This window comes from Paenibacillus sp. FSL R10-2734 (assembly GCF_037963865.1).
Classification (GTDB): Bacteria; Bacillota; Bacilli; order Paenibacillales; family Paenibacillaceae; genus Paenibacillus_AQ.
In genome coordinates, this window is record NZ_CP150170.1 from 5778208 (window position 1) to 5790814 (window position 12607).

Consider the following 12607-nt stretch of genomic DNA (forward strand, 5'->3'; position numbering starts at 1 on the left):
ATATATTTTGTTTATCTTATATATTTTATCTCTACTTTACGTAACTCCTCTCAATTACTTATAAACAGACAGTAAATACTGAATTCCCACATACAGTGACAGCGAAGAGGAGTTCGTCAAGTTGCTCAATGAGGTCGAAAATGAAAAATAGCCTTTCCTACAAATGAAATCACCCTCTCGTCATCCCCCCCCAACCACCCATATACATAATATGAACTATATTGATCGATCCATTTACATGTAGACAACCCCATTAGTGAGGGTTTATTCAGGTTGCAATCATGGACATATTCAGGAAGGAGCAACAGAAACATACCAAGCGGAGAAATTAATGCACTGGAGCGGGCAATCGCCGAAATTACGGAAATGGCCACGGGCTTTGGGTTGGATTTTTATCCCATGCGTTATGAAATATGCCCCGCAGATATTATTTATACATTCGGCGATTATGGAATGTCTACACGATTTGATTTTTTTTCAAAAATTACATGCGCTTCTCCTTGTCCAATATCTGATACAATTAAAGAACAAACTGAACCGGAGGTGCCAGTCATGCAATGGGAAGAAGTTCGTAAGATTTATCCCGATCAATACGTCAAACTGCAAATTCTTGCGTCACATACCGAAGGCAACACCAAGTTTGTTGATGAAGTGGCATTGATCCGTACCATTCAAGACCCGAAAGAAGCGACGAAAGAACTGCTCCAATCCAGGGACGGTGTTATCGTGTCTCATACCGCAAATGACGAGCTGAAGATTGAGATTCGTACACTTCGTGGTTTGCGGGGAGTTGTTCAGCATGAAAATTGAATTTGTCGATGGACTGTTGCAAACATCTTTAACCTTGAATTTTAAAGGACAAACAATCACCATAGACAAACTTGTTATTGATACAGGTGCCTCTCACACATTACTCTCTGCTGATGCTGTAGCAGATATTGGCGTTTATTTTGAGACTGGAGATGAAATCGTCACTGCGTTCGGTATCGGTGGTGAAGAAAGCTGCTTTCGCAAAACATTTGATTCAATTCAGTTAGGTAACTTTCATATTGATAACTATAAATTGGATGTTGGATCACTTCACGAGAAGCTCTTGATTAATGGATTATTAGGACTGGATTTGATGATAGATGCTAATATTGTGCTTGATTTAGCGGGACTTGTTATGTATTCGACAAAGTAAAAGATTAGGTTTGATTTGAATTTATACCTGTAGATAATGAATTTCTTCGAGATACAACGAAACGTTGATTAGGTGTTAATAAGTGGATTTTTAATATAAGTAATCCATCTAGCTTCTCATATAATAACGAAAAGGCGGTGAGCAGAATGTCCATCTCTAAGGAGCAATTGGAGCAACGCTTTAGAGATAAATCGTATGTTGAACTTAAAGATCTAGTCCAATTAATCGAAGAAAACTTTGAATTCAACGTTTCGCAACAAAGGAAAGAAGAGCAACCTACATTCACAGATGAACAAAAGAAGAGAATGACTTCAGTACTTTTCAAAGATGAGAGCGTTCTGGACCAACTTCAGCAAGCTCAGAAAGATCGTAAAGATGGAATTTCCACTTACAGTGACAGCGAAGAAGAGTTCACCAAATTGCTGAACGAGATCGTAAATCAAAATTAATGGCTGTAAGGTTTTCTAGACTACTTATGCACGCATAGCGTTGGCGCGAATGAAGGCGTTTAAGTAGAACCGATGAATGTATTTAAACGCTCAATAACCGGTCGAGAATGATCTCACCGGCTGTTTATGTTTGTTATTATAGACTAAATAAATGGTTCATTGGAATTTGTAAATCTTTAAAGATGTTGGATTGTATCGTTTCCAGCTCCGTATATAAGTGACGCACCTGGTAAGTGCCATCCTCCAAAGTATATACATGAACCGTTCGATTGCCAGGATCAACAATCCAATATTCCTGAACTCCATGCCTCTGGTATAAGTTGAACTTCTCATTAAAATCCTTCAATGCCGTGGAAGGTGACAGCACTTCAATAATTAGGGTCGGAGCACCGTTGCAGCCATTCTTAGCTATTTGGTCCTTCGAACAAACAACCGAAAGATCTGGCTCAGTAATATGATCGGGTGATTGATATTCTTCACTTTCACTGAAGAACACATCAAACGGAGCCACAAACACATAGCAACTCCGATTCTGGAAGAATGTCCGTAGAGCGAATTGAAGTTCTCCTACAATAAATTGATGCAATGAGGTTGGAACTGGAGACATACTATAGGCTTTACCGTTAATGAACTCCCAATTCCCCTCCCATGTCAGCCAATCTTGATAGTTATGGATTTTCTTCTCATCTGGATTTGACACTATGTTTGACCTCCTTCTGATATGCGTACGTTTTTTTACTAATTGTACCAGATCAAATGGAGTGATCCAGGGACGGCGTTATCATCTCCCACACCGCAAACTGAAGATTGAGATTCGTATTGTATAAACTTACCCTTTATTTAGCAATAACATTTCATGGAATGCCATTATCAGTGGTGCAACGCCATGTCCATTGTTTTCTACGATCCGCTCACCATGTATGTAATAGTGATAACTTCCATCACGTACAATACCAGTATCAGGATTCCTTCCTAGACCTGCGCTCTTACATATCCCGGCTAATCTCACTTCGCTATCCTGTTCATAAACATATCTATCTACCGTTCCTTGAAAAGCCTTTTCTCCATGAACCGCTAAACGATTAGGAAGATATCCGAGTCTGACACCTTTTAGGATGGCATATGAAAGCATTAACGTTCCGCTCGATTCCAAATAATTGTCCTCTTTGTCTTGCATGTTCACAACTTGATACCACATTCCATCGTCATGTTGATATACCACTGTTTCCTCAATGGTTTCTCGCAATAATTCTACTAACTGTTCACGATCTACGTTCTCTCCTTCTAATAGTTCAAGTACATCTACTAATGCCATGACATACCAACCAATAGCGCGACACCATACATGGGGAGAATGTCCCGTAACCTTGTCACACCAAAACATCTCACGGCTTTCATCATACGCATGCTTAAGCAAATGGGTTTGATCATCATAAAGAAACTTTCGGGCATTTATGAATTGATGAATCGTATCCGAGTAATTCTTCACATCTTCAAATTGTTTAATATACTGAACATAAAATGGCTGTCCCATGTATAATCCATCTAGCCACACCTGATTGGGATAATTGTCCTTGTGCCAGAAGCTTCCCGACTTCGTCCGCGGATACACCTTCAGCTGTTCATAAAGCAGATCCAGCACTTGCTTGTAACGTAGATCCTGCTCAATTTGATATAACTGAAATAATACAGAACCCATTCGAATCTGATCAATATTATATTTATCAAGTCTGATACCAGGAATATCACCATTCACATCGTACATTTGGTCTACAAATTGCTTCACATATAGGTAATCTGCTTCATTCCCAAAATACTCGTAGCTATCAAGATATCCTTTTAGGATGCAAGCCTCGACATATGCCCATTTGACACTGTACCCATCTTTCGGTTCTTTGTATTGCTCCTTTAAGACTTGAATCATCGTGAAACTCAAGCGCATGACCTCCCTGCTCATATTCTAAAAGAAATTATCTCTGTCTCAACAAGCCATCTAGCCATTCAACCTTTTATTGAGCCTAACATCATCCCTTTTGTGAAGTACTTTTGTGCGAACGGATACACGAATAAGATTGGGAATATGGCTAAGAATATCGTTGCTGCCTCAATGTTGTCTGGTAAGATCTGATGTCCGTTGACAGTCAAATTCTCGAATGATGTCCCACCATCTGGCTTAATAATTAGACGATACAGAATTAGCTGTAACGGATGAAGCGCCTGATCTTGCAAATAAATCAAAGGCGTCATAAATGAATTCCAGATTGAAACAGCGTAGAACACACCTATGGTTGCAAGCACCGGGGTAGATAACGGCAGGTAAACACGCGTCATGATCTGCCACTCGTTGGCCCCATCGATAAATGCAGATTCTTCTAGTTCACTCGGTATCGTATCTAGAAATGAGCGAGCGATGATTAATAAGAAGGTACTAAGTGCACCTGGTAAGATCATAATCCATCTTGAATTTACCAAGCCAAGCGCATTATTAACAATGTAGCTTGGAATGAGCCCAGCATCAAAAATCATACTAAATAGGAACAACAGCATGATAAAGTAACGACCTTTCAATCTTTTGCGCGATAATGCATAAGCAGTAACGAAGGTAAGCAAGATCGCTACCACTGTCCCTGTTACGGTATAGAAGATAGAATTGAATAATCCGCGCGTTATTCCTAATCGAGTATTACCTAGTACATATTTATAGGTTTCAATATTGAAATCGATAGGCCAGAGATAAACTTTACCACGAATAACCGGTACCCCATCGCTCAATGAGACAGATAATATATTCAGAAACGGATAAATACATATGAGAGCTAGCAAAATCAATAATGTGTTATTCACGATAGGGAACCATTCTATTTTCTTTCTGCTCATACGTACCTCCTAGAACAATCTGGTCTCAGAATATTTCTTAGATATAGAATTCGCACTAACAACCAGCACCATGGCTACCACGGATTGAAAGAGTCCTACAGCTGCCCCAAAACTGTAATTTGGAAATCCTTGCGATGCAAACGCCTGACGATAGACGAAGCTTTGGATAACATCAGCGGTTTCATAAATGCTTGGATTGTACATTAACAGGATTTTGTCCAGATCTACCGAAAGGATGTTTCCGATATTCAGAATGAACATGGTCACGATGATCGTCGATAAGGATGGAAGCGTGATATAGAACATTTTATGCCAGCGATTTGCGCCATCAATATCCGCTGCTTCGTATTGATGTGGATCTATTCCGGCAATTGCAGCTAAATAGATGATCGAGCCATAGCCGAAGGAATGCCATATCCCCATCCCAACATATAGACTGCGGAACCATCCAGGCTCAGCCATGAAGAAAATCGATTGTAGTCCCAACACATCAAGCAGTCTGTTCACTAGCCCTGTCTGCGGTGATAGTAAGGTGTATAGAATACTCACCATAACGGCTGATGAAATGAAATAGGGGAAGAAGCTAAGTGACTGTGTAAAGCGTTTAACTAATGCATTACGAACTTCATTCAAGAATAAAGCGAACAGGATCGGTATAGGAAATCCAAATAGTAAGCTGTATCCTGCGAGCAGTAACGTATTCTTGAGTAATACAAGGAAATACGGATCCTTGGCAAAGGTAATAAAATTATCTAACCCCACCCATTCGCTACCTGAAATCCCCAGAAATGTGTTGTAGTCCTGAAAAGCGATAACTAAACCGAAAAGCGGAGCAAGCTTGAACAGTACCAAATGAGCCAATCCAGGTAATAACAATACATACAGTAGCTTCGTATTCCATAGATGCTTAAGTAATCTACTACGAGCGGTATATGTCACCTGTTGCGTTTGTTTGAGCTCCATAGCGATACCTCCTCTATTTTTCTGTCACGGCATCATATGCAGCTTGGTCAATTTCTAAAATTTTGGAGTAACCTAAATCATCCATTTCCTTCATAAAGACATCCCATTCGCTCATTGAACGTTTACCCGTTACAAATTTAACTAGATTAGACATCAATGCTTCATTGACCTTAGCGGTAAAATTACTACGTTCTTTCAATTGATCCGTACTATAATTCAAGATAGGGAATGATTCCGTATATTTACTGAAATAATCACTGGCAAAAGATTTCGTGAAATCCGCGTTAAATTGATAGAATGCTTCATTATTAGCCGGTACCGGGAACGTCATACGATCTTGAAAGAAAGTCCAAGCACGTGTTCCAAGTGGTTTGGTAGATTCTTCTTCAAAATCCACTATGAACTCATTGTTGCCATCCGTATTTTTCTTGTAAGTCGTACCTTCAATACCCCAACCTAAGAACGTTTGTCCCTTATCGGTGTATAAATAATCAAGGAAATTCAAAATTGCTGGTGCTTTATCAGCCGATTTTGCATTAATGACAAAGGCTCGATCTAATTTGTATTCAGGAGCTGTTGGAAACTTGGATTGCACCCCAGAATCCGTGATGAACGGAGGCATCACATTCATCTTGAAATTCGGATCTGTCTTCTGACCACCATTCATCATAAACCAAGAAGGTCTAGTGTAGAATTCATTACTAATTGCTACATCGTTGTTCAGAACTTTTGTCTGCCAATTTTCTTCCTTCGCAAGTCCACTAATCCATTCCGGATCAACGAGCTTCTCATTATATAGTTGAATGTACCATTCAATTAATTTTTTGAAGCCTGGTGCCTTCAAATCACTGTTCTGACCAACATTGTACAGACCATGAACCTTACCTTCAGCATCAACGCGATCGTTTGCCTCAAATGCGGATTGATATCTCAGGAAGTTATCACGTCCGCCTAACGGATAAAAGTTCTTGTTATCCGGATAAGCTGCCTTCAGCTTTCTCAGCGCCTCTGTGAACTCATCAATGGTTTTCGGTAATTCACTTATACCCGCCTTCTGGAACATATCTTCACGATAGAAGGTTACAATGGATGTTTTCGGGGTTTGCGGAAGCAATGCATATATTTTCCCATCACTGCTTGTAATTAATTGCGTGTATTCAGGATGGTCATCCATATATTTCTTGATATTTGGCGCGTATTGCGTAATATAAGGCGTTAAATCGACAAAGGCTCCTTTGGTGCCGTAGACCTCTGCTTGGCTAAGCTGCACCATACCAACATCTGAGAATTTACCAGATCCGACCTTTAAATCGATATTCTTATAGTAAAGCTCACCATCTCCTCCATTAACAAATTCCACATTAGCGCCCGTCTCTTTCATTAATTCAGGCATCCACTTTAGATCGTTAATCCAGTTAACAAACTTACCAGGAAGTGTATAGCTAAATTCTGCTGCACCAACCTCCTGCTTTATCTCTGAATCTGTACCTTTTGCAGAATCAGTGCCTTTGTCCCCACACGCTGTTGTAAGTAGAACTAATCCTGCAAATGCTCCACATAGCACTTGTCGAGTAAATTTTAATCCATTGAACTTTGAGCTCACAGTAATTCCCCCTTATGAATTAAGCAAATGAGATAAATGGAAAACGCTTACATTTTAACAATTCAATACATGAAATACATTGTAATACATTGTATTTCAGTCCACTTTTGATTAATACATTGTCACATAAATGGGTTTAATCGACCTACACCGAATGAAATGACCTATACCATGTTAAACTTTGAGCCATTTTCACCCTGCCGTCATACTCCCCCCCTCCCATCCATATACATAATATGAACTATATTGATCGACCCATTTACAGGTAGCCAAACCCCATTTAGTGAGGGTTTATTCAGGTTGGAATCATGGACATATTCAGGAGGGAGCAACAGAAACATGCCAAGCGGAGAAATTAATGCACTGGAGCGGGCAATCGCCGAGATTACGGAAATAGCCACGGGCTTTGGTTTGGATTTTTATCCCATGCGTTATGAAATTTGCCCCGCAGATATTATTTATACATTCGGCGCATATGGAATGCCTACACGATTTGGTCACTGGAGCTTCGGAAAAACGTTTCACAAAATGAAATCCCAATACGATTTCGGGCTGAGTAAAATTTACGAGCTCGTCATTAACTCCAATCCTTGTTATGCCTTCCTGCTCGACGGGAATTCGCTGATTCAGAACAAGCTGATTGTAGCTCACGTGCTAGCGCACTGTGATTTTTTCAAAAATAACATGCGTTTCTCCATGTCCAACCGGGATATGGTCGAGAGCATGTCAGCTACAGCAGATCGGATCGCCGGCTATTCAGTAACCTACGGCACCGATGCTGTGGAGAGTTTTATCGATTCGGTGCTTGCCATTCAAGAGCATATAGATCCCAGCCTGATTCAACCGCGCAAGCTAGGGAAGACCCATCTGCTGGAAGCTAAAATGAAGGAACTCAAGGATGCTCCTCAGGGTGGCTCCAAGCCATCCAATCCCTATGACGAGTTATGGAATCTAGACAAAAGCAATTCCGGACCGCAAGAAGCATCCTCCGGAAATCGTGCTTTCCCACCTGAGCCTGAAAAAGATATTGTATGGTTCATCCAGCAATATTCCACCGTCCTAGAGGACTGGCAACGTGACATTATGACGATGCTGCATGACGAAATGCTCTATTTCTGGCCGCAGATGGAGACGAAGATCATGAACGAAGGCTGGGCTTCCTACTGGCATCAGCGCATCGTACGCGAACTCGATCTAACGGTAGAGGAAACCGTTGAATACGCCAAGCTGAATTCCTCCGTCGTACAGCCCTCACGGCAGAGCCTGAATCCATACTATCTCGGACTAAAAATCTTCGAAGACATCGAACGTCGCTGGGACCGCGAGAAAATATTTGAAGTTCGTGAGCTCGAATCCGATACCTCTTTTCTACGTAGCTATCTGTCCAAGGAACTGGTGAACGATCTCGATCTTTATGTTTTTGAGAAAAAAGGCCCGGAATGGAAAATCACCGACAAAGCGTGGGAAAACGTGCGGGATCAGCTCGTACTCGCCCGCGTCAATGGCGGGTCTCCATACTTGGTCATAGAAGATGCGGATTTCGAGAAGAATGGCGAATTGTTTATAACCCACCGATATGAAAGTATCGAGCTGGATCTGAAGTATCTGGAGCGTACGCTTCCGCATATTTACTCATTATGGGGACGGACCGTTCATCTACAGACAGTTGTGGAAGAGAAAAAGGCGCGGTTTTCATACGATGGCAAGAAGGTGCAGCGGAAGTTTATTTAAAGAAAAATAAGAGAATACTGCTTTATTACTTGAAAAACAAAGCGGCAGACCAGGACGCGTATATACGTCATGGTCTGCCGCTTCTTTATTTGATGAGCTGAATTAATGTATACTGTCTTATTTGCCACCAGCGTCTAAATACGCTTGTACTTGCTTTTGCAACTCTGTACGAATTTTATCCAATCCCAAGCCCTTCAAATCACTATTCAGCTTAACAAAATCAGACTTCCAATCCTTCACTTGACCTGCCTTCAATGTCTGAATGAATGGATCTGCCTTTGATTGAATATTTGCAAATTCAGCTTTTACATTCGACGTATCAAATTGGAAGCTGGCTAATGCTGGTGCATAGTAGCTATCTGGTTTCGCGGAATATTCGAAATATTTCTTTGCTGTTTCATCCAAATCGGAAGACAAGCGAATTGTCGTCGGGTTCCAAGTAAACTCATAGCCTGGGAAGTTATAATTCTTGGATGCATCGAGCTGCTTGTATTCATTATCGCCAACAGCTTCCCAATGTTTTCCTTCAATCCCGAACTCGAATAAATCATGATTCGCACGATCCTGGAACATCCAGTCGAAAAATTTCATCGTACGGTCAATATTTTTGCTCGTGACTGGAATCGCTATTGAGTTGTTAGACTTATAGTTTGTGGTAATTGCTTTTGCTTCCATATTGCGCATTTTGTCATTGATTACGAAGAATTCCAAATCTGCTCCTGCAATCGTTTCTTTCAATTGTTTCTTCGATGCTGCATAATCCGCTAGAGTTCCATAGAATGAAGCTGCTTTTCCGGACATAAAGTATGCCTTACGATCCTTCTGACTCAATACATCCTTCTCGAGATATTTACTCCATTCGGCGAACTTATCATACTGAATAAATGCTGAATCCATCGTATTAAATGGCGCTGGCAACTTCGCATATTCAGAAGCTGGATCCCCCAGTGCTACGATATCCTTCACTATCTTCAGATCGTCAGAGAGGTGCACCAAAAATGTAATACCACCTAAATTAATTGGTCGTACGATATTCGTATCAGGTCTCTCTGGGGTAAACATCATTTGGAAGCCTCCATTGCCTTGGACAGCAAGAGGCGTCATACCATTCTCAGTAGCAAGAACCTTATCATAGTATTGCTGAAGTTGATCATAGCTTTCAATCGGCTTCTGGAATCCAAGCTTCTCTCGTAAATCTTTACGGATAAAGACAACCGGTATATCGTAGAAATATTGCGTAAACGGTATCGTATACAGATGGTTATCATAGCGCTTGTTCATTTCAACAAATTCTGAGGAGAACGCTTTCTTTAATCCTGGGTATTCGTCATTATTAAAGTATTTATCCAGTTGTGCGTAAGCCCCTTGAGGAATAAGCTCCCTCAAGTTCTGGAAGTCTGCATCAAATACGAAGTCTACCGATTCGCCTGCAGCCATCGCTAGTTTGACCTTCTGCTTATGGTCAGCAGGTGCATTCCAAGCAATATTGATTTTTGTATTCAATGTATCCTTTGTCCGTTTCTCAAACTCTTGCATCACTAACGAAAGATCCTTTGGCTCTTCACCAAATAACATTCCCTTTAATTTTACCGACTCAACAGAGCTGGATCCCCCGTCTGTCCCCTTGCTCTCTTCCTTACTACCACAAGCAACCGTTGAACCTAATAAAACTAAAGATAACATTAGCATTCCAAATTGTTTAACTTTCATTTTTTTGCCTCCCTTTATATGTGAAAGTACATTAAAGCCAGTATGCATACTACAAGTGAGCTCAACCCTTCACCGCTCCTACCATAAGACCTCTAACAAAATACTTTTGTAAAAACGGATAGAGAAAGATAATTGGCCCAATCGTTACAACCGTAGTTGCCAAACGAACTGTCATCGTAGGAGCGATGAAGTTAGGTATGGATACATCTGCAGAGATCTGATTCACATAGTCCAAGTTGTTCATAATTCTCTGAATCAAATATTGTAAAGGGTATAAATTTTTGTCACTAATATAAAGTACAGCATCAAACCATTTATTCCAATACGCTAGTGAATAGAATAAACCTATAGTTGCTAACGCTGGTAATGATATGGGTAGAATGATTCGGAATAGAATATATGCATCATTTGCACCATCAATTTTCGCCGATTCTGCAATGGAATCATCTATGGAAGCGAAGAAATTTCGCAGCAAGAACATGTTCCAGGCACTCAGCAAGCTAGGAATAATTAATACCCATATCGTATCCTTCATATCCAAGTACTTAGAAATCAAAAGATAAGAAGCAACTAACCCACCATGAAATAGCATCGTGAAATATACGTAGAAAGCAATATGGTTGCGATATTTCATAGATTTCACAGATATGGCATAAGATAAGGCACTCGTCAAAATCATCGAGATAATCGTACCTCCTATGGTTACAATAGATGTCACGCCATAAGCACGATATATCGTGATGTCTTGAAATATCAATTTATAAGCATCTAAACTAAATTCTTTTGGCCAGAAGGTATATCCGTCACGAAGTATTGAAGCTTCACTGGCAAAAGAGCTTGCTACTACTGCCCAGAATGGAATTAAACAGTATATCGAGAATAATGCAATAATTACGTAAAAGGCTACTTTCAATAATCGATCTCCGATACTTTCCTTAATCATCATCGCAACTCACATCCTTTATCAAGCTAAAACGCCTTCGGCGTCCATTAAGGACGATAAGCGTTTATACGAGAATTATAAAGATAATGTATAGCATGAAACTTATACATTGTTATAATTTAAAAAATTGCAGATTCTGGAGCAGCTTTCTTAGCAATCGTATTTACCGTTAGGACAAGAATAAATCCAATCAACGACTGCATAAAACCAATTGCTGCAGACATACTCATATCTCCTAAATCCATCATTGCACGGAACAAATACGTATCAATAACATCTGTAGTAGGGTATAACGGCGGGTTCCGTCCAATAATGGCATAGATCATTCCAAAGTTACCATTAAAAATTCCACCCACGGCAAGAATTAATAATAAGATGATCGTTGGTCTCAGTAATGGAAGGGTTATAAATCGAATTTTCTGGGATCGACTTGCCCCATCAATGGAAGCGGACTCATAAATATCCGGATTGATTCCCGCAATCGTAGCCATATAGACAATGGAACTAAAACCAGCTCCATGCCAGATGTTTAATACCACCAGAATAACAGGCCAATACTCCGGTGAAGACAGAAATTGTATCGGCTTAGCTCCGAACAAAGCTAGAATTTGATTAAGATAACCTCCATCCGTTGATACGAACGCCATAACAAACATGGCTACAACTGTCCATGATAAGAAGTGAGGGAAGATCATTACGGATTGCGTTATTTTCTTAAATCGCTTTCCTCCGATCTCCGTTACCATAATCGCGATTGCAACTGCAGCAATCATGTTAAAGATAATAAAGAGAATATTTAGAAACACCGTATTGAATACAATCCTTATCCAATCATTTGATTGAAAAAAGAACATGAAGTTTTTAAGTCCTACAAATTCACTTCCCATAATACCCTTGGCAGCTTTGAAATCCTGAAAGGCAATCACGATTCCTCCCATGGGCAAGTAAGCAAAAATAAAGAACCAAATCATTCCCGGTAGAGCCAATAGATAAAGGAATTTATTTTTTATTAACTCATAAACAAAGCTTCCGACAACGCCTCTTTTTTTAACTAACCGAATCCGCGTGTCACTTGCGTTCGCAACAATTTTCATTCATGCATATCCTCCTTCAGTCTGTGTACATCTGTTGATAGCTTTACTGTAATT

Annotated in this window: 12 protein-coding genes and 1 pseudogene; 5 read left to right on the top strand and 8 right to left on the bottom strand. The window is 40.2% G+C overall.

Going from position 1 to position 12607, the window contains the following annotated elements:
* Positions 1-312: 312 nt before the first annotated feature.
* The 4 genes and pseudogenes from NSS67_RS25105 to NSS67_RS25120 form a co-directional block, all read left to right on the top strand.
* Positions 313-480, top strand: a pseudogene (locus tag NSS67_RS25105) (SpoVR family protein); the annotation flags it as partial.
* 72 nt (positions 481-552) lie between these two features.
* Positions 553-810 carry a hypothetical protein gene (locus NSS67_RS25110; RefSeq protein WP_339320702.1) on the top strand — a complete coding sequence of 86 codons (258 nt, stop codon included), beginning with the start codon at positions 553-555 and terminating at the stop codon, positions 808-810.
* Positions 800-1183 (top strand): retropepsin-like aspartic protease, encoded by a 384-nt coding sequence (locus NSS67_RS25115; protein ID WP_339316405.1) that lies wholly within the window; start codon positions 800-802, stop codon positions 1181-1183. The genes NSS67_RS25110 and NSS67_RS25115 overlap by 11 nt, the downstream gene beginning before the upstream one ends.
* A 146-nt stretch (positions 1184-1329) precedes the next feature.
* The gene (locus NSS67_RS25120; RefSeq protein ID WP_339316407.1) at positions 1330-1632 is read left to right on the top strand and encodes a hypothetical protein; all 303 of its coding nucleotides are present in this window, start codon (positions 1330-1332) and stop codon (positions 1630-1632) included.
* Positions 1633-1768: 136 nt separating this feature from the next.
* Here the strand turns inward: NSS67_RS25120 and NSS67_RS25125 are convergent, their stop codons facing one another.
* From NSS67_RS25125 to NSS67_RS25145, 5 genes are all read right to left on the bottom strand, one after another.
* A complete protein-coding gene (locus NSS67_RS25125) occupies positions 1769-2332 on the bottom strand; it encodes a Uma2 family endonuclease (protein WP_339316408.1) in 564 nt (187 codons plus the stop codon).
* A 129-nt stretch (positions 2333-2461) separates the two neighbouring features.
* Positions 2462-3568 (bottom strand): glycoside hydrolase family 88 protein, encoded by a 1107-nt coding sequence (locus NSS67_RS25130; RefSeq protein WP_339316410.1) that lies wholly within the window; start codon positions 3566-3568, stop codon positions 2462-2464.
* 65 nt (positions 3569-3633) lie between these two features.
* Positions 3634-4509, bottom strand: coding sequence for a carbohydrate ABC transporter permease (locus NSS67_RS25135; RefSeq protein ID WP_339316411.1), 876 nt, complete (start codon positions 4507-4509; stop codon positions 3634-3636).
* A 9-nt stretch (positions 4510-4518) separates the two neighbouring features.
* The gene (locus tag NSS67_RS25140) at positions 4519-5472 is read right to left on the bottom strand and encodes an ABC transporter permease subunit (protein WP_339316413.1); all 954 of its coding nucleotides are present in this window, start codon (positions 5470-5472) and stop codon (positions 4519-4521) included.
* Between the two features lie 13 nt (positions 5473-5485).
* Complete coding sequence (locus NSS67_RS25145; protein ID WP_339316415.1) at positions 5486-7075, bottom strand: extracellular solute-binding protein; 1590 nt, start codon at positions 7073-7075, stop codon at positions 5486-5488.
* A 339-nt stretch (positions 7076-7414) separates the two neighbouring features.
* Between NSS67_RS25145 and NSS67_RS25150 the strand changes: the two genes are divergently transcribed.
* Positions 7415-8806 (top strand): SpoVR family protein, encoded by a 1392-nt coding sequence (locus tag NSS67_RS25150; RefSeq protein WP_339316417.1) that lies wholly within the window; start codon positions 7415-7417, stop codon positions 8804-8806.
* Positions 8807-8923: 117 nt separating this feature from the next.
* On the opposite strand, the gene NSS67_RS25155 is transcribed toward NSS67_RS25150, so the two are convergent.
* The 3 genes from NSS67_RS25155 to NSS67_RS25165 all read right to left on the bottom strand — a co-directional run bounded on the left by NSS67_RS25155 (position 8924) and on the right by NSS67_RS25165 (position 12553).
* Positions 8924-10516, bottom strand: a complete 1593-nt coding sequence (locus NSS67_RS25155; protein WP_339316418.1) for an extracellular solute-binding protein — start codon at positions 10514-10516, stop codon at positions 8924-8926.
* Positions 10517-10577: 61 nt separating this feature from the next.
* Complete coding sequence (locus tag NSS67_RS25160; protein WP_339316420.1) at positions 10578-11462, bottom strand: carbohydrate ABC transporter permease; 885 nt, start codon at positions 11460-11462, stop codon at positions 10578-10580.
* Between the two features lie 116 nt (positions 11463-11578).
* Positions 11579-12553, bottom strand: a complete 975-nt coding sequence (locus tag NSS67_RS25165) for an ABC transporter permease subunit (RefSeq protein ID WP_339316422.1) — start codon at positions 12551-12553, stop codon at positions 11579-11581.
* Between the last annotated feature and the right edge of the window lie 54 nt (positions 12554-12607).